This window comes from Haloquadratum walsbyi C23, from assembly GCF_000237865.1.
Lineage (GTDB): Archaea > Halobacteriota > Halobacteria > Halobacteriales > Haloferacaceae > Haloquadratum > Haloquadratum walsbyi.
Window position 1 is genome coordinate 1,286,335 of record NC_017459.1, and the last position, 21,057, is coordinate 1,307,391.

Below are 21,057 nucleotides of genomic sequence, written 5' to 3' on the forward strand. Positions count from 1 at the left end.
CTCTCAGTCGTCTCGACGCTTCTGATGTTCAGCCCACCGTATCAACATCACTTCTCCCAATTGGGCGGGACTCGATTTAGCTGTTTTCCATACCCGCTTTCACCGACAACCGTCCCGTCAATTGCAATACATTCACCCCGAAGGTATGTCGCGTCGACCCTTCCGGTTACTTCTTTTTCTTCATAGATTGAAAAATCAGCTCGCGAAGCATTATCGGTTGCATCGATTGTTTGAGTCGCGTCTGGATCAAAAAGCACAAAATCAGCATCAGTGCCCGGCTCGAGCGTCCCCTTATCAACAAGACCGAAGATACGAGCTGGATTCGAACACATCAATCGGACGAGATCTGGATACGACAGATCTCGTTGGACGACTGCCTCGTCGTGGAACACCGGAAGTGAGCGCTGAAGTCCGTTTGCTCCGTATTCTGAGTCCCACCAGTTGTCCGCTTGCTTATCCTCGCGCGTGAATGCGACGTGGTCGGTCGAAACAACATCAAGAGTCCCACTCTGTAGATGCTTGAACATCGCCTCGATGTCATCGGGTGTTCGAAGCGGCGGTGCAATCATTGGTAATAACCCCTGTTCGGCATATCGGCTTCTATCGAGAGTGGTGTAGTGAACGCATGTTTCGCCACGAATCTGAGACTTATCAGTTTGGGCTGCGGCGAGCACCTCAACGGCTGCCTGACAAGATGTATGAATGCCGTAATACTTGTTACCCACTGCTTGTGCCATTCGGACGGCGTCGTCCGCAGCCATCGCTTCTGCGTGGTCTGGTCGGGACTCTGGGTACGCTGTCGGCTCCCCACGCCCGGTGTTGCGCATCGTCGCTTCCCGTGTTGAGCAGATGGTATCATCTTCAGTGTGAAGCACGGCGACACTATCAGTCGCTTCGATCTCCTCGAAGACACGCTCGATGAACCCATTTGAGAGTCCAAAGTCGTAAGTTGTGAACATTTTGAACGAGACGATACCAGATTCCACAAGATCTTCAATCTCATCAAGGACCGCTGGGTCGTCTCGACCAATTGTCCCGTGAACACTGTAATCGACGAGTGAGGACGTTGCGGCGTCAAACTGACGTTCAACCGCATCGTGAAGTGTGCGATCACTTGCCCATGGTGGTCCCAGTTCGTCCCATGCCTGCCAGGCGAAGGTGATGATGCTCGTTACGCCCCCGAGGGCTGCGGCCCGACTTCCGGTCTCATAGGAATCGATGGTGTTTGGACCCTCAATATGGACATGTGGATCAACAATCCCGGGAAGCACCAATCGGTCAGATGCGTCGACAGTAGCGTTAGCATCGACATGTGTTCCATGTGCGACCATCCCAACGATACTTCCCTGATTGACAAGAAGGTCAGCTTCTATAGTGTTCTTAGTTGTTACCAGTGTCCCGTTTTTGACGAGTAAATCAACGTTCATATATCGGTCCTGACCGAGTTTCCACCGCAATTTGTTGCCTTCGGCTTGGGATTTGCACTTGAGTCAGGTTTTCTCATTTGTTCGGATGTTAATGTTATTCTAGTGACTGGGTTATCATCATATGTTGCTATTGATGGCGTACGTTGAGGCAGATATACTGACAATTGCATGTCCCATCCGACCGTACGACTATCTGTAACGATGATTTTCTGATCATTGTAAAAGAGATTCATACGTCTCACGCTGCCACTGTGTTTCGTGGTATAATAATTTAATCGATATTTTCGTCGATAACTGGAAAGAATTGTCAACATCTTCGTGTTATTTATGCATGATTACGCTGCTATTAGATGTGATAGATTACATTGTTGCAAATGCCATTGTTTTTGACTGCCACCGTAACCAACGGGATCAATCCTCTCAAATAAGAAGTTGGAGGAATCAATGAGTGAGATCAAATTGACTGTGGGCGATGAATCATACACGGCAACATTATTGGAGACAAAAGCCCCCAAATCGGTCGAAGCTGTTCTGGACTTTCTGCCGCTTCACTCAGAACTCATGCACGTTCGATGGAGTGGTATCGCGACATGGATCAATATCGACGATATCGAGTTGTCGGAACTACCACGTGAAAACCACACCGTCTATCCCTCTATCGGTGATTTACTGCTCTATCCAGGGTATGAAAATGAACAGGAGATACTCTGGTCCTGCGGACCGACCTGTTTCAAAAGCCCTGCTGGTGAACTGGCGGGTAACCATTTTGCGACGGTGAATGCAAGCCGCGAAGAACTCAAAACGCTTGAAGAGCGTACACTTACTGACGGCACACAGGATATCACTATCAAAATGGCGTAAGTCACTCCCCCAGCATAGACAATGAAGTGAACCACTTCGGGGTCAAGCCCCGAGGCTTCCTTGTTTCGGCTGCATTGCGTCCGAAAACAGAAATTAATCCCTCCCGACTTTCGATGATGGATCGGCTCGAAGTAACACCTGAACACTCGACATGTCCGTGGGAGTCGGTCGCTCCATCATGACCCGACAACTCCCGTCGCACCGGCAATAGCGGGTTTTGAGAGAGGTCACATTTCTAGACTGGTCCAGCCAGTGTTAGATTAAGATCGTTAGTTTGGCTTTGGGATTCTCTGGCTTTTTTGTGAGTACTAAACCCGATTACAAAGGGTATTTTACTATTGCTGAAAACGGCAGCATATGGAACGACTGCATGAATCACTGCATGAAGCACCGATTATTGATAAGGATGGATACGAGTATTTAGTCCATCCAATCAGCAATGGAGTCCCGGTGTTGGAACCGGGGTTGTTGCGGGAAGTCGTCATTGACATCATGCAGCAGTCTGACTTTAATGTTGACAAAATTGTCGCTCCCGAGGCGATGGGTATACATCTAGCGACAGCGCTGTCGCTTCAGACGGATGTCCCACTGGTCGTTATTCGCAAACGCTCGTATGGTCTCCCTGGAGAAGTAGCATTGCACAAATCAACCGGATACTCCGAATCAGAGATGTATATCAACGATATTGAAGCAGGTGATCGTATACTGATTATTGATGACTTGCTTTCGACCGGGGGAACACTTGCAGCAATCTGTGGGGCATTAGACGATATCGGGACAGAAATAATAGATATTGTTGTCGTCATACGGAAAATCGGTCAGTCTGCGATGGATGAACTTGAACATGACGTGACAAGCTTAGTTGATATTACTGTGGAGGATGGAGAAGTAACGATTCAGTAATCAAATACACGGAGCATCATGAAATCACTCCTGCATTTATTTCCTGTGCTCAATCATGAATCATTGAATCATGTAGTTTGCCAGTGCTATGTTTGAGTATCATATCTCATCTCCAGCAGGTCAAATTATGTAGAGTATAATGAGAGTACGGGTGTTATAACATCCGTATATAGTAGTCATTAATTTAATAATTCATCTGAGCCGAAAAGTGTAAGATAGTTTTTATTGATATATTATGCGTATTCACAATTCTATTATGTATATCACGTTTTATCTCATGAATTTCATCAATAAAATTGTCATATCGATAAATAGATATTATCACTCGGAGGATACATGCACCCTGCAACAGACCGGGCACCCACGAGCAGATACGAGAAAGCACACCGATATAATTCACGTAAGTCATCATATTATAGTGACGGTCAGTAATCTCATCTGTCGGGGGTATCAGAATGTCAAATTGGATTATATTACTATATCCGCTGGAACGACAGATATGAGTATGGGAGACGCCGCTGAACATGTGACAGAAGTCATCAATAAAAGAGTGATGTTCTCGGTTGAGTAAGCATTTGTGCGTTATAAATAGCAGCTTGTACGTGTGCGAGGAACACGACGATGCGTTCAACGCTGATGTGAATGGGGCGGAGAACATCCGCCTCAACATTAACGACGAAAGTAACTCCGAGTCTTCGGCCAGTTTGGACGAGGATAGGAGTACCGGCTGGTTGGCACAGCCCGGAGTCTACCTTCACGACTTGTCCAGCGGATTCCAACCGCAGGGTCAAGTGGTAGACTGCAAACCCTAATATCCCAATCCAGCGGTGCGGTGCCGTGGGATTCCTCCGTGTTTACGCGAAGGAGGATGTCAACTGAGCAGCGATGACGCGGCAATTCCAGACGACATTACTCAGTTCACTCGCGATGAGTTCGAACATAGTTGCTACCCGAAGTGTGTCTAGTCTCTGAGTTCGTGGGGACGTCTGATATAGAAGAGACATACAGACATCATGTGTCGTATTTATTCTGAGACTGCCCGTCTGTCATTAGCTATTGTTGAATACAGAGTTTGTCTCTCGAATGAGGTCGTTATTCGGAGGGCAGTCTAAATCAGTTAGCCGAATCACCCACCAGAGATGACAAAGAGAACCGTCCCGAGACCGCAAAGACAGACAGCACCGACCAGCAACACCAGCCCTGTGGGAGGAATCGAAAACTCATCAGGGTCGGTTCGAAGTAACGTATCGACAGCGGCAAGCATCAGTCCACACCCACCAATTGTCCGGATCAGTAACGGGAGACTCCACTCGCCACTGATGAGTGAGTACGCTGTTGGTCCTCCAATCAAAACTCCGCCAGCGACCAGTGTAGTGGTATAGATATGCAATTGAAACCGTTGCATCTGTAGAATATGGATGTATCCATACATATTATCTCACAGTAATATAAATAACGCTCACCAATCACAAACACAGAAACGCACAACTGAGGCTCTGTCTACAACACGATAGTTTGTTGATGATTTAGAGTTAATTGATATGATGAACGGCAACGTCACCGAAAGCACTCACTTTGTGGACCGATTCAGAGCGTGAGCTTCAGTTGTTACGTCGTCACCCTCACCCACTCAATTTCCATTTCGTGTCGTGGTTTGCGGCGTGATTGTGATCACAGAATAAAGCCAACATAAACATAACCGCTCATGCGCCGACCGTTACGCTGAGAGCCCACAATAATCCTCATCGAGTGTCGATAACTCTGGGACAATCTCAAAGTGAGTGAGTCTAAAATATCTGGTCACGATGGATGAATTAGTGGTTTTCGGGCATGTTATCGACGAATTGAACACACGTGGTATCGACCACTCGTCCATGTCCTCGGGTCACATGAAGAGACATACACGGATGTCTTAATGAGACGTAAGTCACATCACATCACATCACTATCGATGGTCGGCATCCCGATACACTTGGATTCACGAATACTGATCAACTGGGTTACTCCGTGAGATTGGGTAGACGCTGACATACCAGTTGGGCTTCATCGATTGAGTCGTGTGCCCCCGTTGGTGTTCCTGAAACACATAGGGTGTCAATATACTCAAAAGAACGTCAAAAACGCGGTAGTGTATCAGACGTGAAATACTATATGATAGTCATGTCCGCGAAAACATGAGTATACAACAGTATTAATAGGTTGCTGTTATAATGTAATTGTATAGATTGTACACAACTGTGAATGTACTCATTACGTCAAACTTCACTGAATCCGGAATTGAGCGATTGACAGAGCTTGGATTTGATGTCAATTTTGATCCAATTGAAACCAGAGACGGACGGATGCCGGTCGATACGCTGACACAGCGTTTGGAAGGTGTCGACATCTTTATTTCTGGGTTTGAGGGTGTGCCAGCTGAACTCATGGATGCTGCCGATGATCTCAAATTAATCGCCTGTCCGCGGGGTGGTCCTGAAGCCAGCGTGGATATCAGTGCCGCAACTGATCGTGGAATTCCTGTCCTGTATGCACCGGGCAGAAACGCAGAGACTGTTGCCGATCACACAATGGGATTACTGTTGGCTGCAACGAGAAATATTGCACAGGCTCATCATCGACTACGGATGGGCAGAGATACTGGTACCCCACAGGAAGACGCCGCAGCAGGTGGAGAGCGTGAAGATGTAACGTGGGGAATCGGATCCGAATCACCATACACAACGCTTCGGGGACCAGAGCTTCGCGATCGGACAATCGGCATTGTTGGCTTCAGTCGGATTGGACGGCGAGTCGCGAAGCGAGCCGGTGACGGCTTTGGGATGGATGTCCGTGCATATGACCCGTTTGTTGACCACGTTGAGATGGAACCATTCCAGGTCGATAAAGTGACAGATGTTCAATCATTATGTCAACAGAGTGACGTGGTCAGTCTTCATGCCGCAGTTGCACCAGGTTCACGCAATATGATTGGTCCGGCAGAGTTCGCGGCAATGCCTGGTGATGGATACTTCGTCAACACGGCACGGGCTGCGCTCATTGAGGACGGCGCGCTCATTGAAGCGCTCAGGACCGACGAAATACAAGCCGCAGCACTCGATGTGTACCCCGAGGAGCCAATTGCTGAAGACAACCCGCTATTAGAGATGGAAAACGTCGTCACAACACCGCATATCGCCTCAGCGTCGCAGGATGTCATCGAACGGCATAGTGAACTGACCGTGAATGATATTACGGCGCTTCTCAACGATGAACAGCCCATGCACGTTGTCAATCCTGAGACGCTGACAGAGTTTACGCTCTGAGCGAGAACAGAGCCACCAGCGCGTGCCTGACCTCATGAGTCACGTTGAATCGCTGAGATTCATACCTACTTCTATTGTGATTACGAGTACAGATAGCAGATCATCTACTGTGTCACCAAATCGAGTTCGAGTGTCATCAGTCCCCGAGTATCCGCATTCAATTGAATTAATTCATCTCATGCATGTGTAGCAAAATCCATCCTCCTGGGGGTCATGTATCGGCATTATTATTATCTCCATCAGATGACTCCGATGTCACTGGCACTGGATTAAAATCAGTATCAATATCTATGCTCATGTGCTCTTGAACAAACTCGTGTGTGCGCGTTTCAAGTTCATCTGCATCATACTCTGCTGTCATTTCAATCGCCTGCACCCACTCTCCATCTTCTTCGGAGAATGCAACTGTGGTGCCGTGTTCTTCGGTGACGTGAATGAGACTGTATACACGCAGTGCCTCATACACATGCAGGAAATCACCGGCTTCATCGATCTCATCAAATGGCGCCAATGTATCATCTGGAAACACCTTCATCGTCGTCAACGGTGATACCTCTCCTGAGTCAACCAGCGCCTCCACTTCATCCACCTCAGGGGGTTTGAGTGGACGACTGGGGAGTGAATCAATCATCTGTCTCCTCGCATGTATTATCTGCCAACTCAGACAACCCAGCGTATATGTCCCACACGTGTTCATGCTTCATCAGCCGAGTGAGCATATCCCGCGTACACTGGCGTGAATATGCTGTCTCATCGGTAGGGTATGATGCTGTGACATGTCCATCTGCTTGTATTGGATACACCATTTCGTTCGTTGAAGTCAAATGATCCGACTCTACCGTCAAGTCAGTAGTTGTGAGACTCATATCCTCTGATACACAAAAACCGATTGTGACCCTTAGGTCTGTGCTCTTGGATTCTAGGTTTTGATATGCAGTGATATGTGCTTCTCACTCACTCGATGAGATGCTAAGACAAATCTGCTGAATAGGATAGCGCGCTAAGACGGGGATTGATGCCTGAATATATCCAAAAACCGATAATATTAGTCGAATGACTTTTGACTGCGGGATTATGACTGTTGCGCATGAAGTCTCAAACACACGTCACATTCGTGCTAGACTCGTCGGGATCAATGTCAAAAATCGCCGACGACACCCGTGGTGGATTTAACACGTTTCTGATGGAGCAACGCGAAGAGGAGGGTGAGGCGGCGGTGACGCTGTATGACTTCGATAGCACCGTCGAGTTGGTGTACCGGGGGTCGGAAATCGCCGATGCCGAAACGCTGGACACCGATAATTACCGCCCGGGTGGCAAGACCGCTTTACACGACGCTATCGCACGAGCGATTGATGAAACTGACGACTACATCGCGGCTGCGGACGTCGAGAATGTTATTATCGTGGTGTTGACCGATGGCAAAGAGAACGCTTCCGAAACACCCCAGAACGTTGTCCGCGAGCGGGTTGAGGAGTATCGTGAGGAGCACGGTTGGGAATTCCTGTTTATTGGCGCGAACCAAGACGCGGCGCTCACCGCCGAACAGATGGGAATGGACCGCGACAGATCTCTGGACATGGCTCATGACGGTGATGGCGCCGAAGCAGCCCACAGGTCAGTCTCGGAAAGTATCTCCCAAGCCCGCAATCAAGGGACGACCGGCGGATTCAATCGGAAAGACCGCCAGCGTCAGGAACGCACAGAAGACTGAAAGAGCACAGACGCCACGGGGTGGTTCATCTCGGCGGAAATGACACAGGCGAGCACAGAGCGCGTCCATATATTGCTGGCGGCGGGCGCGTTGGATTCCGAGTCGCTGGTCACAGGGCAGTTTCTCGACGGTGCTGATCTTTCAGAGAAGAGTCTCGTGATTTTCGGAGCAGGGGGAGATCGGATAACCACTTCTGAGACGCGACTGGAAGCCGGTAAACGATACATCATCGCGGCTGACCCTGATGTTGCGGATGCCATCCTCTCGACGTTCCGCGGCGAATCCCTCCCCCGGAGCCTCTGCCCGGTAGATACACGATGCTGTCGTCACGGCGACACTGCTAGTGTCTGCCTGGCTGCTCGCGTACCGGAACCTGATTGGAGTGTGACTTCTTGATATCCAGGATGATGTATCGCGGTTCAAGCCGACGACCTCGGGGCTTGACCCCGGTGTTCACTCTGAAGTGATTTCTGTGACAATCTGAGGATTATCATAACCATGATAACTTGCCGTTGCAACCATCGAATTGAGGCATGTCCACACTCGTAGGGAGACTCAGTTCTCGATTGCTCTCGACAGATGATGCTAAATGGAATCACCCACGAATCGCGAGGATGCTCATGGCTATCCTCACACCCATTCTTCTTATCGGTGGATGGGGTATCGGTCTGGTTGCTCAACATTCTGTGATATTTGGGGGGATTCCACCGATTATCTTCGGAATAGCAACCCTTTTGATTGGATTTATACTTCTTGCTCTCCTTGATTATGTCTTGTCTGGATAGAAAAAACAGGTTGTGAGAGAATCTTCACGCTTAGAGCCTGGAGATATCATTGATTATATCTCGTAATAATGATGTCCGTGAGGTATGATTTGACTATCTCTCGCTTCATTGATACAAAAAATGAGAATCCGGGATGACACGAACTGACCGAGTACTTATTATTTCTTCCGGCGAGACATCCGTGCGCGAGCCTGTCTTCCGCTACTGGACCCAGATCTCCCGCCTGCTGGAGATGTTCGGATGGTAAATGAGTGGGACTGTGAGTTGCTTTTAGTCCCAAGATTCCCTGCACTGTCACTAACTGTGGCTGTTGAACTGACACTCGGCTGGCGGGGTTCGACTTCATCAGCGCGGTCGACAAGCCGAGCAATAAAATATCCTCCCTTATCTACCAACTGAACCTCAAGGGTATCTCCGATATCACCAGCAGGCACATGAATACTCTTGCCAGCATGCTGCTGCTGAGCAATTGGATTGCCGCTGTTACTAATACGATCAACCGTCACAGTTTCCGTGTGAGATGTTACCATTCACCTTGGTTATGTTTTGCATCTTATATAAATCTATTGCACAATTAATACAGAAGACATCATCAAATAACTACGTGCGTAGTGCAGCATGAGCAGGCTTCACGGTGGTCGTGTTTGCTCTCACTGACCGATCACATCGCTGGTATGTATAGAATTAATAATTAATCCGCTGATCTGATTCAATTTAATTGCACACTCCACAGGAACTCAGAGCGAAAATGTAATCCTGAATAAATATAGCGACACTCGACACGAGTGTCATGAGTGCCATTGCAGTCACAACCCAAATAACCCACTCAGAGGGGAGTAACTCAGACCGATCAGATGTCGTCACCCACTCATAGCTCACGCTGAATACAACCCCGATTCCACTGATGAGAAATAGTATGCTCGTGAGACCTGTGTCTGACAACCCGATACGAATCAATCCACCACCACAAATCACCATTGATATATAATAGAGCAGAAGCGAACGATTCATTTTCATCTGAAAGTGAACGCGGCTATCAGTAATTGAAGACAGTCAGCTGTTCAATCTGTTGGACGTCTTCTGTGTGAAACACACGTGTCATCACGGGGTGGGAATCCTCTGTGGGGTGTTGAGTATAAGCAGTAACAATTCCGTGAGAGGGTTGTGATTGATGTGTATTCGCCGTGTGGATTTTACTCAGCGTTTGCATCGATGAATCGATATCAAACAACAAATAGCAAACAGCAAATAGCAATCGTCTCTTCTATCAGAATGGGATATCGCTTAGCGAGTATGACACAAATCAGAGTTATTGAACCTGTAAGGTGTGATGTTATCCAACTCCGAGCACAGTGATGGCTATGAAGCCAATCGAGATGAATGTCATCACAGTCATTACCCACACAACCCAGTCTGCGGGGAGTTCAACAGACGGATCAGACATCGTCTTCCACTGATATCCACCGACAAGAATCACTCCAACGCCAAACAGAACGGACAGTACTCTGTTGAATTCCGTCCCTATCTCCGTCGCTCCGAGAAGTACGAGCACTCCGCCACAACTTAGCAGTGATCCATGATACAACAACGACTTGTTCACACTGGCGGATATTGACGATACATCATATTTCTTGTGCTAGATGTCTCTCTCTCTCGATGAGAATCCAGATGACTCTCTCTCGTGACGAATGGAAAGACATTATTAACTGTTCAGGACAACGTAAAGAGGACTTCTTTCTTCGAACAGAGTATGACTATGCTATGAGATACCTGATTGACCTCTTTGACCCGTCCAAGTGGTGCGTTCCACGAGTCAGCACCGAGTTACACTAGAGAAAGAATGATAACAAAGAGACTACCACGCCAATCAGAAGCATAGCAAGGAGAATACGACTCCTAAGGGGGCTTAATTCTTCCTCAGGGATTGCCTCAGGCTCATAAAATCCAGAGATGAGTGCACCGCTCAGACAGGTCAGTGCAAGGGTTGCAACACCCAGCGCTACCGATGATAGCCCCGATTCACTCAAAGCCATCTGTCCCATCCAGAGACTCATAACAAGCATCGAAACGGCAAGTCCTGAGCGACGATTCACACCTCTTTCCTCGCCTAGCTATGCATATAATTGTGGTGTGGACGCTAGAGTCACTCGGGATGCTCACATTGTCATATCTCAGGATTTACTCTCTCAACATGCTGACCTTTCCGATTGATATACTCTCGTGTCTATATCCTAAATCGGTGAGAGCTGCATTTTCTTGTTACTCAAATGAAACTGAATATATCAGGTTTTGAATTGCTCATTAAATAAATAATAAATCAATTTGAGTACGTAACTGAGATATATATCGTAGGCATGAGACGTGAATCAGCGTTTACATAGGAGGGAAGAGTCAATTAAGAAGTATCTTGAATATGATCGCGGTTGATACAGACGAAACAGAACCGGAGCAGTGCGGGCGAGCGTAACATAATTTTGCTTTTGATCACCCTCAAGACTGCTCTAGTTTGTACTCCGCATCCTACATCATAGGAGCGACCGTCGAAGCCGTTGCTTGGGCTTATACTGACTCAATTCGTTTAGTCCTATACATTCTGCCAGTGGACTTATGTAGTTTAGTTAGAAGATTTGGATGAGACTATCTACTCAATGACTTGGAAAGAGGATATCCGAGAAGAACTGATTCGGTATCAAGAAGAGAAAGAACAGCGACAGTTCCGATTACACGATTTCTATGATTACTCAGAGCAGCGACTAGCCTCAAAGCACCCACGAAATAATCACGTTCGGGCAAAGATTAGACAAGTTCTCCAACAACTGCGGGATGCTGATGAGATTAAATTCGTTGATGATGCAGGAACGTATCATGCTAATGCCGTTGAGGATTCGGATGAGTCGCAGCAACAAGATACCAATAAGAAAAGCATGGAAATTGGAATTCTTGAACAGATGGAGGGTGAGTTTGAAGATATTTAATTATGATCAGGAGTAAAATTCTTTCGACTGCATACAAATATTTTGAGTTTAATTCAGACAGTAGGACAGATGGATGCAATTGAGGTGTGTCTATTGAGAAATTGTATCTCACAAAGCCATCGATCCACTTGATACTTACAATACATAATCTGCTGGTTAAACCCCCTAACATCACAGTTCGATAAGGAATTAATCCTGCGCTGCTTAGGGAGTATTAATTTTTTATTAGATATACTCAAGCATTTTGACCTGGTTAAACCGGGTTGCTCTCATTTTAAATATTCTTGACATATGAAATGAGAGTATCTAAATTTGATTCAAACTCGCTGGCGAATGACATCGGGGACGTGACAGTATCGGTCGTCGCTGGCGGCGAATAGCGCATGAGCGGAGGGCATGATATCTCACTGGGTCGTTATTTGCCTGGCGCAAACAGTTCTGGGGCTACTTGAACGCATCCACTTCGCTGTCACCACGGCAGCGCTGTTGACCCCTGATTGGGTGCTCCCGTGATATGATCTCATGATACTGTGACCTCTCTACCAATCAGGATTGGAGGACCCGTGATATGGTTCAAAAAGATGTCGAGAAATGAGTAAGGTGGGGTGTCTCGAAGTGCATACGACTCCTACTCATGTGTGATAAGAATGGTCATCGTCTGCGACTGACTCCGGAGTTGATGACCCAGAATGCTCAGTCATTCTCCGGGTATTGAACAGTTTGAAACACTTGTTCGAATCACTCGCCCCGATAGGAGATCGACGACTCAGTTGTTTGCTATGTTGTGGCAATTTATGCCGGTGAAACCTGAGGAGTTAATATTGCTACTGGCGTCCCGTTAGGGGGCCACAACATAACTTTAATATCAATATCTCTATCAGATGCTCCCCGGACCTTGCCGACAACACCGTCCAGACCCCCATCACTGAAATGTTGAGTCTTTGGAAACCGGACGTAATCAGTTCCACATGCTATTATACATCTGTTCTAATCACTGACCCTATGTGCCCACATGTCTTGTGCGAGTTTATTAAACACATTTGCGCTCACTTGGATTGTTTTCTTTTCAATCATAGCCAGAATCTAATTTCACTGTGATTTAGACAATCATATAGAAGGAGTTACTATTATCTGAATGATATGTTGGTTTTAGATAATAACTGGGGAAATGTCCCAGAAAGATTCATTAGAAACCTTGCATATGTGAGTAGCATGCAGGATAATCTCTTACCCATCTCGTATTACGCAGGGGTATTAGACTCACTAGCGAGGGTTCAATTTGATATTCAACAAGATGAGGGAGAGACAACGTTCACAGTTCGCTCATCGCTCCGAATTCGCACTCAAGATGATTCTCATCTTACTAGTCTGATTGGAGAATTTCTTGAGGCACATGACATTGAATTCGATATTTTCTCTAGACAGAATACGTATAATTATTTTCACGTCTTTTTCAGAAAAGATATTAGAAAAATCAGACGACTGCTGAATGGCGAATCAACCCAACTGATTCGTGAACTATCATTTGTGGTCGGTCCGTATCAGAAACATTTTAACACCAAAATTCTAGAACCACCTGAGGTATACCGATTAATAACAGCAATCTATGAATTATTTTTTGACCAACGGTTAACTCCCAAATGGCATCCGAAGCCAAAGCAGTTCGCGAGTAAATTCAATATTAGTACAGACTCACTCGATAAAATAGATATTCCAGTTGGTACTTTTAGAGATAACTATCCGGTTGAATACATAGCAGGGATCATAGACGCTTTAGCTGCTTTCAGACCTGGAATACATACTACATCATACAGTATTGGTTATGGGATGACTCCAATAATTCGGATTCATCGAGGAGGGGTTCATCCAGCGTATGCATGTGCAGTGAAACAATTCTGTAATAATACTGGATTGAGCTCCAACTCCATGGGTCAAATCAATAGTTTAAATACAGTCATTCAGGGTGCAAATGCGATCGATTCGTTCGCTCCCGAAGTAGGTCCATATATGATTGCAAAAAAAGACAAACTCGCATATTTAGATAAAGAACTCATTCCGCGGTTCCTGAGTGGTGAACACCACTCAAAACAGGGGTTATATGATTTGTTGGTTGATTTTCAGTCAATTATTAATACTAATACGGGTGAAGATCGATCATCTCAGTACACGCCAGAGTATTTTGAGAAAGAATGGGAGGGTGAAATTAATCCTGCAGATCAAAGAGCTCCTCATAAGTAGTCAATTCAATAATTCACTTCGGAGTCGCTGATCTGCATCAGTAACGAGCCTTACATCGTATTTTTCACTAAATTCGAACATTTGTTCTACGTTATCAATCGCGAGTCCAATGTCACCTCTTTGTTTATACATCCTAGTCTTAAACCGGTAAGATTTGACCACGAGTGTCTTTGCGTCATACCATGGCAGAGCCTCGTATCCGTAACTGAGGGCCTCTTCAACGGCATCAAGACATTCGTTGGTGGGTCGATCACGTTTTTTAGCACGCGCCAGTCGATAGTTTGCATCACCAAGCAGAATACTGGCCGCTTTTTGATGATTGTCTGACGCTCTTGTGAAGTACATTGTTGGTGAGTCAGAGAACTTCTCGGATAATCTGTTTCAGTGCTTCTTGTCCCGGTTTGCGGAGGATTCGTCGCCGAAGTTGGAACGGCCTGAGATATGCTGTCAGTTTGTCCTTTGAGACGCCTCGATGCGGCGAGAGCCACCGTCGCGCCAGCGACGCGTGGCTCTCGCACGTGTTCACATGTGCGTCTCCATCAACGTACTCGCCGTCACCGTGAATTACTGATTCTCGGTGGAAGCTCTCATCATTGTCGAGTGGATCGTAGGCACGAAATCCGTCAGTATAGATGCTCAGCGACTCCTTCTCGTGGTTGTCGAGAAGGAGTCGCACGGTCGTTTCATCGGCGGATTTCGCTGGGACGACGTATCGCTGACCGCTGCCCCGATCAACGAGCGTGAACACTGGCGGTTTATCACCCTCATACGTTCCTCGTCCGCGTTTCGAGAGGGCACGCGAGCGCGACTCTCGATCGCGCTCGCGACCTTTCTTCCCAGCAGAGACATAGAACTCGTCGATCTCGACCGGTCCAACGAGATCGATTGTTGGCGCGTCGAGCGTTCTGGCGAACTGCTCGACGCGCCGGTGAAGCGAGCGATACGAAACGTCAATTTCAGCGTCTAACTGGCGGATACTCGTGTTGAACCGGAGGAACGAGTAGAACGCGAACAACAGCTTATCGAGGCCGATCTTCGCGTGCGCAAAAATCGTGCCGGTTTTGTCGTTGAACGTGCGGTCGCAATCCTTACACAGGTACCGTTGATACTCTCGATAGCTGCCGTGTTTGATTACCGACTCAGACTGGCAGCGCGGGCAACAGAGGCCCTCTCGCCAGCGAACCTGCTCCAGCAGGTTCGCGGCGCTCGCCTCTGAGCTCAGCAATTCAAATGGGAACATTGCGTTCAGGTGACGCGTCGCGTCACTCTTGCCCGCTACGCTTTCACGGCGATAGCTTTACCCGACCAACAATCTGCTTCAGAAGAGCGTTGTCTGAATCCATTGCATAATACATTTGTTGAACATTATCACGTATCATCTCTAATGTGTCTGCAGATTTGATATTCGCCAAGGATGCTTGCGTAAGTTTATTTACTACTCGTTGCTGTATTTCTACAGTGCCATTGTCGTATGTCTCTCGTAATTGAGTGCAAGTCTCGTGCCAGTCAACCCCCTTTTCAAGTGACAATGATTTAATAAAATCGTGTTGTTGAAACTTATCACTCTGCCAAACAACCGTATCAGTGAGTGAAATCGCGTAGGCTGGTTCATTATCATTATTCTGGCTAAACTGTAGCTTTGGTTCCGAACCAATAAATCGGGGCTTCTGTCGATCGTCTAGAATATTACTATGAAGCATCACGAGTTCTTCTGTGTCCAGTTCAATAACGCGAGTCTTGCCACTATACGGCGACACCGCTAAGTAGGACCCATCAGCAGAGAGTGACACGAATGGAGAACTCTCATTTAATTCGATTCGAGATAGCAAGTCTCCCGATTCATTTCTGACTATCACTTCACTCCCTGTTGAAACGCCGTACTCACGCCAGTCGGCAACAGCTGCTGTGCCTTCTTCAGATCGGGCAGTGCTTCGTGGATTGACTAGCCGCTCATGAAAAGTTGGGTCGCCGTCTGTCAGAAGTACTGTATGACCATTGTTCTCCGGAGTTCCGTAACGATGTGCAATCTGGTACTTCGCACCTGCTGGGCGAGAGGAAAACTGCAAGCTCTCATCCTCAATGGGCAATTCAATCCAACATTTATTATCCAGTTCACTCATCTCTGCCAGTTGTCGAAGACTTGTTGATAATATCTTTGCTTATGCTGCTGAATAGATTGCCCGGTCCCGTATACTGGCTATAAAGTTGATTGACACCACCATTGGCGAACTCCCTAGCCACTTCGTATATACCAGCGCCATCTTTGAGCATTTCTGAATCTTCAACCTCCTTTACTGCGATAGACTTGAGGATCCAGACTTGACTCTCACTAAGAGATCTCCGCTGGAATAGTGCATGTCTCGAATCTTCAAGCTCTGTTCGCAAACCCTTATTATACCCATAACACGCTGCAAAGACAAACAAATCATTTAGATTCTCACCATGGAATGGAGAGTCTTCACTTTCTGTTAGCTCACTAAACATCTGCCGCTTATTCTTAGGGATATAAATATCTCGGGGGGCACCTGAATCATCGACCATACTCTCTCACCTCAGTCTGACCGTCCTCAAAATTAAGCCGATACTCATTCCCGACACGGTGTTTCATAAGATTTCTCACATTATCGTCATACTCTGTGTCGGTCATCAGGAACGTTATCTGACTGTCTTCAAGATATGTTGGTAGATTCTGAGCGATTCGTTTTCGATTCTCACTAGCGATTCTGCCAAGCGGGGTGTCAATTATAATTGGTGCCTGAAAGCCGCTGATGTCCGATAGTGCAGCCATGAAAGAGAGTGCTAACACCTGGCTTTCACCAGCAGAAAGTGACCCGATTCGATTATCTGAACTATCCGGTCCGCTGACTTCGATACCATAATCTTCTGTTAGGTGGATAGTATATTCTTCAGCTTTCCATATAAGTTCATTAAAATATTGATTGAGATTTTTTTGTGTATCTTCACGAATCTGACCCAAAATAGTATTGCGGATTGAATCTATCTCCTCAAGTGCCGTGTCAGCAAACTCAACTTGATTGATTATCTCCTTATGACGATTTTGCTTCCTTGCTTCTTTTCGAAACTCCTTTTCCTTCTTCTGTTTCCGCTTGAGGTTTGAATCTATTTTTGCCTCAATCCTTCCTACTTCTGTTTCCAATTCAGACTTTTGTTTTTCTAGATCATCTTGTTGCTTTGACAGAGCACTAACATTTATATCATCTGGGACGTCGAATCCTTCCAGTTTTGCCTTCGTTTCCATGAGATCACTATCTGTTTGTTCAATTTTCTTGGACAAATCGGTCATTCGTCGTCGTCTTTTTTCAAGCTCTTCAGCCCGATTGTTCCCATCTCGGATGATTCGTGGAATCTCTGCCTTCCCCTCAAGATTATCTGTTGATACCTCTGAGGCATTCTCAAGCGTCTGCTCAAGATGCTTGCGAGCGTCACTATCATCCATAATTTCACGACCGCAGATGCACTCACCTTCATCGATGAGTTCACGGACGAACCAGTCTTGGATCTTCGGTGGAAGCTGTCCCTTTTGTTCCATCTCAATGAGAGTCTCATGGGTATAGTTGAGAGCATCCAATGTGAAGACAGCAGGACCAGCCATATTCAATCGTTTACATGATTCAGACCGTGCCTCAGATTTTTTCCGTTTCAGCCGATCAATCTTTTGTTCAAGCCTCTCCCGTTCCTCTACAAGATTGCGAGCCCGATCATTAGCTGCACCTCGGAGATCATCTTTTATATCAGAAATTTTCCGAGTAATCTCCTCAATATCTTTTTCCTTCTGACTTTTTTGAGTTCGTTTATTAGATATGGTTGTCTCAATTTCTTCAATGGTATTTTGAATCTCACTTGGCCGACCCTCAAACTTATTCGCTTTACGTCTAATTTCTTTTTTAACAGTTTCGAGATGATCATGTGAGCTGTTTAACAAGCCGATATGTGAAACATCAACAATTGCGTTTTCAACACGTTGCTTATATCCTGCTTCGAAAAATTCTGTCAGAGCCTCACCATCAAACAAGAAGTAGTCCTTTACCCTTGGAGGTAATATCTGATTGAGCGTATTATTTGGATTTTCGATGATTTTATATTGACTGCCTACTCTCCGACGTAATTGTAGCTCATCAATGTCATCGTTGTATGAGCCATTAGCAATCTTATATGTGGTGAATTGTCTTTCAAAAATATATCTCGGCTCTGATTCTCCGAGTTCAACTTTCACCTGCCCACTCTTTGACTCTCCAGCACTTAGATTTTCAAGTGCGTCTTCTGTTACCAATGGCAATGTTTCCATATCATCGCTTCGAGACTCTTGATGGAGTTCGCGTCCGTAGAAGCATAGCGTAAGCGCGTTAAGAATATTTGATTTGCCTGCGCCATTCTGTCCTTCAATAATATTTATATTCGTACTCTTCTCAGTCCTGAGATTAACCGTCTGTGTGCCAGAATACTGTCGGTAATTTGATATTTCAACAGAAAGTAATCGCATTAACTGTCACCGCTCTCCATGTATTGTTTAATTAGATTTTTATAATCTTCCTTATACTCAAAATTATCCTTACCCATATTTCCTCTCTCAATCTTTAATATCTCTTTAATAAATCCTTTCAATTTACTGTCGGAAATCCCGTCAACTTCAGATGTGATCAATTCATTGACTTCTTCTGAATCCATCAATATATGCATATCCGACCATCTACTTTAATTTGTGCGTAAATTATCAGATACCACATAATAAATATCAATTTCTGGACTCTTATAACTGAAATTCACGCTTAATATCTTGCAATTTCAACCGAGCCCTTGTTTCATTGAGTGCAGTTTCGGCAAATTCTTCAAACCGTTCCAATTCTCGTTCGAGAATCCCTCTCTCTGAGGCGCCAAGTTCAGAATCAGATTCCACAGCCGGGACGACTATCATATCATATATACTCGCTTTCTCTTTCCCACTCTCTGGGTGCTGTCTTAATACCCGGCCTCGGCGCTGGACAAACTCCTTAGGATTACGATTATTTGCCATCAGGATGGCCTGCCGCGTGGAGGGCACATCAACCCCTTCATCAAGACATTTCATCGCAACAAGAGCCTCATAACGTCCGTCTGCAAAGGCAGAGAGTAGTTTCTGACGTTCCTCGTCATCTTCCTCTGCTGTAAAACGATGTTGTACGATACCCCGGTTAGTCATTCGCTGTTGTACTTCATCTATTTGCTGGTAATTTGTATACACAAGAAGGTGGTCAATATCTATCTCATCAAGTATTTTCTCAATTTCACTATATTTTTGCTTTGCACTTTTCAGTATATTTGCTCGTTTTGTGAGCAACCTTTCCCGAGTTTCTTCGACTGTGTCATCATCGCTGTCGCCTAAACGTGCCAATTTATGTGAAATTTTCTTGTAGCGAGCGAGCTCTTCCCCATCCATCTCCACTATCCGTGGATAATACTCATACGGTGTCAGATACTTTGGAATTGCATCGGCTAATGTATATTGAAAGACAATGTCATCAAAGTAGTTTGACAGAAATTCTGTCCCCTCTTCATCATAGTAACGTTCAGGCGTCGCAGATAGCCCTAATCGATAATTAAACTGTGGAACTAAGCCCTTACGCCGAATCTCAGCACCGAGATTATGCACCTCATCAGCTATAATGAGACTATCAAACGGGATTGATTTGAGTTGATTACGAAAGAAGTCTGTCGATCCGGTCTGATGGGTGGTAATAATTATTTCTCTATCTGTAAACCCTAATTCCAAACCATCAATTGTTGTCTGTAGTGCTGACTTCCAATCAGAGCAGTGCGACCCATATAGTAATTTATATGAAGTATAGTCGAAATCATCTAAACTATCTGCCCATTGCTTCGCCAGATGCGTCATAGGAACGGTTATAACGGCGAGCATTGGATCATCTTGATATTCATACTCTCGCAGTATATCACGCATAGCACCAATAGCGGTGTATGTCTTTCCAGTCCCAGTGGCCATCTTGAAGAGACCGTGGCGGCCATTATTATGCCAGTTATTAACAGCAGTCTGCTGATAATCACGAAGTGATATTTTACTCACAGTATGATTGGTCTCTATATTATCCGGGGGTGTATATGGGCGTTCGTCTGTTGTTCTTAATTGCTTGATATCTTGCTCTATGCTCTCAGGAGGTGTAATAGTCGTTATATTTTTCTTCTCGTTATTCCATAAATCGTCAAATCGACGCTCATGAATGTCCACAGCCTCTGCTTCACGATTGCCCATCCAGTCACAGTCAATCGTGTATGCCTCATAATTCTCAAACGCGTGCTGGCTATCATTTTGAGATCCATGAAAAGCAATACGGTGACCTTCCGTATCCTGAGCAATTCCAAACTTGTCATGAAACTGACCACGCAGCGATCCATGAGGTATTGCAAATTTGAGTTCAAGGAGTCCATCAGCAATCATCCAAGCAACTGCGTTGCGAGTTTCGCTATGAAGTTCCTCCTCAAGGGAGCTTATTGATGATTCTAGTGCTGACTTTAATACTTCGTCAGAACGAGCAACTCCTCCCTTCTTGATTGCCTCCCAGTCTTTCTCTGAGAGGATTGGACTTGTAATCCATCTCGCAACACCTCCATTTTCGACGAGATTTATTACTCCCCGACTGGCTGACTCAAGCCATCCAGTTGTGAAGTAGCCAACTCCGCGCTTGTACTCGATGGCATGAGTAAGCATTGGAACATAAAACTCTGAGATAAAGTTGTTTTCTGAAGTCTCAATCACACGTGGCCAGTCGATACTGGAAAAATCAGCCGAAGGTGTCATTAGAGTGTGTTGGAACTAGCTACGGTATAACTGCTCGGGCG

General features: G+C 45.9%; 22 protein-coding genes and 1 pseudogene. 9 read left to right on the forward strand and 14 right to left on the reverse strand.

What is annotated here, in order from left to right; genetic code table 11:
• Nucleotides 1–47 precede the first annotated feature (47 nt).
• Nucleotides 48–1,427: a dihydroorotase gene (locus HQRW_RS05630; RefSeq protein WP_014555827.1), complete on the reverse strand. Its 1,380-nt coding sequence runs from the start codon at nt 1,425–1,427 to the stop codon at nt 48–50.
• A gap of 444 nt (nt 1,428–1,871) precedes the next feature.
• Here HQRW_RS05630 and HQRW_RS05640 point away from each other — a divergent pair, with 444 nt between their 5' ends.
• The 3 genes and pseudogenes from HQRW_RS05640 to HQRW_RS16380 form a co-directional block, all read left to right on the forward strand.
• Nucleotides 1,872–2,288, forward strand: coding sequence for a DUF3830 family protein (locus HQRW_RS05640; RefSeq protein WP_014555828.1), 417 nt, complete (start codon nt 1,872–1,874; stop codon nt 2,286–2,288).
• 357 nt (nt 2,289–2,645) lie between these two features.
• Entirely contained in the window at nt 2,646–3,191 is a 546-nt protein-coding gene (gene hpt / locus HQRW_RS05645; RefSeq protein ID WP_011571316.1) for a hypoxanthine/guanine phosphoribosyltransferase, read from the forward strand.
• A 584-nt stretch (nt 3,192–3,775) separates the two neighbouring features.
• Nucleotides 3,776–4,003: pseudogene (locus HQRW_RS16380) on the forward strand (RNA-guided endonuclease InsQ/TnpB family protein); the annotation flags it as partial.
• Nucleotides 4,004–4,317: 314 nt separating this feature from the next.
• Here HQRW_RS16380 and HQRW_RS05660 read toward each other — a convergent pair.
• Nucleotides 4,318–4,596, reverse strand: coding sequence for a hypothetical protein (locus HQRW_RS05660; RefSeq protein WP_014555829.1), 279 nt, complete (start codon nt 4,594–4,596; stop codon nt 4,318–4,320).
• 832 nt (nt 4,597–5,428) lie between these two features.
• Between HQRW_RS05660 and HQRW_RS05665 the strand changes: the two genes are divergently transcribed.
• Nucleotides 5,429–6,493, forward strand: a complete 1,065-nt coding sequence (locus HQRW_RS05665) for a 2-hydroxyacid dehydrogenase (protein ID WP_014555830.1) — start codon at nt 5,429–5,431, stop codon at nt 6,491–6,493.
• Between the two features lie 211 nt (nt 6,494–6,704).
• On the opposite strand, the gene HQRW_RS05670 is transcribed toward HQRW_RS05665, so the two are convergent.
• Nucleotides 6,705–7,124, reverse strand: coding sequence for a hypothetical protein (locus HQRW_RS05670; RefSeq protein ID WP_014555831.1), 420 nt, complete (start codon nt 7,122–7,124; stop codon nt 6,705–6,707).
• Nucleotides 7,117–7,359 carry a hypothetical protein gene (locus HQRW_RS05675; RefSeq protein WP_014555832.1) on the reverse strand — a complete coding sequence of 81 codons (243 nt, stop codon included), beginning with the start codon at nt 7,357–7,359 and terminating at the stop codon, nt 7,117–7,119. Before HQRW_RS05675 ends, HQRW_RS05670 begins: the two co-directional genes overlap by 8 nt.
• 221 nt (nt 7,360–7,580) lie before the next feature.
• Between HQRW_RS05675 and HQRW_RS05680 the strand changes: the two genes are divergently transcribed.
• From HQRW_RS05680 to HQRW_RS05690, 3 genes are all read left to right on the forward strand, one after another.
• Complete coding sequence (locus HQRW_RS05680) at nt 7,581–8,207, forward strand: vWA domain-containing protein (protein ID WP_011571334.1); 627 nt, start codon at nt 7,581–7,583, stop codon at nt 8,205–8,207.
• 39 nt (nt 8,208–8,246) lie between these two features.
• On the forward strand, nt 8,247–8,603 hold the full coding sequence (locus HQRW_RS05685) for a hypothetical protein (protein ID WP_014555833.1): 357 nt from the start codon (nt 8,247–8,249) through the stop codon (nt 8,601–8,603).
• Between the two features lie 137 nt (nt 8,604–8,740).
• Nucleotides 8,741–8,992, forward strand: coding sequence for a hypothetical protein (locus HQRW_RS05690; protein ID WP_014555834.1), 252 nt, complete (start codon nt 8,741–8,743; stop codon nt 8,990–8,992).
• A gap of 158 nt (nt 8,993–9,150) precedes the next feature.
• Here the strand turns inward: HQRW_RS05690 and HQRW_RS05695 are convergent, their stop codons facing one another.
• From HQRW_RS05695 to HQRW_RS05710, 3 genes are all read right to left on the reverse strand, one after another.
• On the reverse strand, nt 9,151–9,522 hold the full coding sequence (locus HQRW_RS05695) for a hypothetical protein (protein ID WP_014555835.1): 372 nt from the start codon (nt 9,520–9,522) through the stop codon (nt 9,151–9,153).
• Between the two features lie 803 nt (nt 9,523–10,325).
• Entirely contained in the window at nt 10,326–10,592 is a 267-nt protein-coding gene (locus tag HQRW_RS05705; RefSeq protein ID WP_014555838.1) for a hypothetical protein, read from the reverse strand.
• A gap of 229 nt (nt 10,593–10,821) precedes the next feature.
• Nucleotides 10,822–11,085 carry a hypothetical protein gene (locus tag HQRW_RS05710; RefSeq protein ID WP_014555839.1) on the reverse strand — a complete coding sequence of 88 codons (264 nt, stop codon included), beginning with the start codon at nt 11,083–11,085 and terminating at the stop codon, nt 10,822–10,824.
• 555 nt (nt 11,086–11,640) lie between these two features.
• Between HQRW_RS05710 and HQRW_RS05715 the strand changes: the two genes are divergently transcribed.
• Nucleotides 11,641–11,967 (forward strand): hypothetical protein, encoded by a 327-nt coding sequence (locus HQRW_RS05715; protein ID WP_014555840.1) that lies wholly within the window; start codon nt 11,641–11,643, stop codon nt 11,965–11,967.
• A gap of 1,140 nt (nt 11,968–13,107) precedes the next feature.
• Complete coding sequence (locus tag HQRW_RS05720) at nt 13,108–14,205, forward strand: hypothetical protein (RefSeq protein WP_149031521.1); 1,098 nt, start codon at nt 13,108–13,110, stop codon at nt 14,203–14,205.
• On the opposite strand, the gene HQRW_RS05725 is transcribed toward HQRW_RS05720, so the two are convergent.
• The 7 genes from HQRW_RS05725 to HQRW_RS05755 all read right to left on the reverse strand — a co-directional run bounded on the left by HQRW_RS05725 (nt 14,206) and on the right by HQRW_RS05755 (nt 21,016).
• Nucleotides 14,206–14,550 (reverse strand): hypothetical protein, encoded by a 345-nt coding sequence (locus HQRW_RS05725; protein ID WP_049891711.1) that lies wholly within the window; start codon nt 14,548–14,550, stop codon nt 14,206–14,208.
• Nucleotides 14,551–14,560: 10 nt separating this feature from the next.
• Nucleotides 14,561–15,445 (reverse strand): IS1595-like element ISHwa6 family transposase, encoded by an 885-nt coding sequence (locus HQRW_RS05730; protein ID WP_014555843.1) that lies wholly within the window; start codon nt 15,443–15,445, stop codon nt 14,561–14,563.
• Nucleotides 15,446–15,488: 43 nt separating this feature from the next.
• The gene (locus tag HQRW_RS05735) at nt 15,489–16,325 is read right to left on the reverse strand and encodes a hypothetical protein (RefSeq protein ID WP_049891714.1); all 837 of its coding nucleotides are present in this window, start codon (nt 16,323–16,325) and stop codon (nt 15,489–15,491) included.
• Nucleotides 16,318–16,746, reverse strand: a complete 429-nt coding sequence (locus HQRW_RS05740; protein WP_014555844.1) for a hypothetical protein — start codon at nt 16,744–16,746, stop codon at nt 16,318–16,320. Before HQRW_RS05740 ends, HQRW_RS05735 begins: the two co-directional genes overlap by 8 nt.
• The gene (locus HQRW_RS05745; protein WP_014555845.1) at nt 16,736–18,706 is read right to left on the reverse strand and encodes an AAA family ATPase; all 1,971 of its coding nucleotides are present in this window, start codon (nt 18,704–18,706) and stop codon (nt 16,736–16,738) included. Before HQRW_RS05745 ends, HQRW_RS05740 begins: the two co-directional genes overlap by 11 nt.
• Nucleotides 18,706–18,891, reverse strand: coding sequence for a hypothetical protein (locus HQRW_RS05750; RefSeq protein ID WP_014555846.1), 186 nt, complete (start codon nt 18,889–18,891; stop codon nt 18,706–18,708). Before HQRW_RS05750 ends, HQRW_RS05745 begins: the two co-directional genes overlap by 1 nt.
• Before the next feature lie 82 nt (nt 18,892–18,973).
• Entirely contained in the window at nt 18,974–21,016 is a 2,043-nt protein-coding gene (locus tag HQRW_RS05755; RefSeq protein ID WP_014555847.1) for a DEAD/DEAH box helicase family protein, read from the reverse strand.
• Between the last annotated feature and the right edge of the window lie 41 nt (nt 21,017–21,057).

Coding starts and splice junctions, on each gene's coding strand:
- HQRW_RS05680 (WP_011571334.1), top strand. CDS start 7,581: ATGAAGTCTCAAACACACGTCACATTCGTGCTAGACTCGTCGGGATCA.
- HQRW_RS05715 (WP_014555840.1), top strand. CDS start 11,641: ATGACTTGGAAAGAGGATATCCGAGAAGAACTGATTCGGTATCAAGAA.
- HQRW_RS05745 (WP_014555845.1), bottom strand. CDS start 18,706: ATGCGATTACTTTCTGTTGAAATATCAAATTACCGACAGTATTCTGGC.
- HQRW_RS05725 (WP_049891711.1), bottom strand. CDS start 14,550: ATGTACTTCACAAGAGCGTCAGACAATCATCAAAAAGCGGCCAGTATT.
- HQRW_RS05630 (WP_014555827.1), bottom strand. CDS start 1,427: ATGAACGTTGATTTACTCGTCAAAAACGGGACACTGGTAACAACTAAG.
- HQRW_RS05730 (WP_014555843.1), bottom strand. CDS start 15,445: ATGTTCCCATTTGAATTGCTGAGCTCAGAGGCGAGCGCCGCGAACCTG.
- HQRW_RS05690 (WP_014555834.1), top strand. CDS start 8,741: ATGTCCACACTCGTAGGGAGACTCAGTTCTCGATTGCTCTCGACAGAT.
- HQRW_RS05720 (WP_149031521.1), top strand. CDS start 13,108: ATGTTGGTTTTAGATAATAACTGGGGAAATGTCCCAGAAAGATTCATT.
- HQRW_RS05695 (WP_014555835.1), bottom strand. CDS start 9,522: ATGGTAACATCTCACACGGAAACTGTGACGGTTGATCGTATTAGTAAC.
- HQRW_RS05670 (WP_014555831.1), bottom strand. CDS start 7,124: ATGATTGATTCACTCCCCAGTCGTCCACTCAAACCCCCTGAGGTGGAT.
- hpt (WP_011571316.1), top strand. CDS start 2,646: ATGGAACGACTGCATGAATCACTGCATGAAGCACCGATTATTGATAAG.
- HQRW_RS05735 (WP_049891714.1), bottom strand. CDS start 16,325: ATGAGTGAACTGGATAATAAATGTTGGATTGAATTGCCCATTGAGGAT.
- HQRW_RS05640 (WP_014555828.1), top strand. CDS start 1,872: ATGAGTGAGATCAAATTGACTGTGGGCGATGAATCATACACGGCAACA.
- HQRW_RS05660 (WP_014555829.1), bottom strand. CDS start 4,596: ATGCAACGGTTTCAATTGCATATCTATACCACTACACTGGTCGCTGGC.
- HQRW_RS05685 (WP_014555833.1), top strand. CDS start 8,247: ATGACACAGGCGAGCACAGAGCGCGTCCATATATTGCTGGCGGCGGGC.
- HQRW_RS05675 (WP_014555832.1), bottom strand. CDS start 7,359: ATGAGTCTCACAACTACTGACTTGACGGTAGAGTCGGATCATTTGACT.
- HQRW_RS05750 (WP_014555846.1), bottom strand. CDS start 18,891: ATGGATTCAGAAGAAGTCAATGAATTGATCACATCTGAAGTTGACGGG.
- HQRW_RS05740 (WP_014555844.1), bottom strand. CDS start 16,746: ATGGTCGATGATTCAGGTGCCCCCCGAGATATTTATATCCCTAAGAAT.
- HQRW_RS05755 (WP_014555847.1), bottom strand. CDS start 21,016: ATGACACCTTCGGCTGATTTTTCCAGTATCGACTGGCCACGTGTGATT.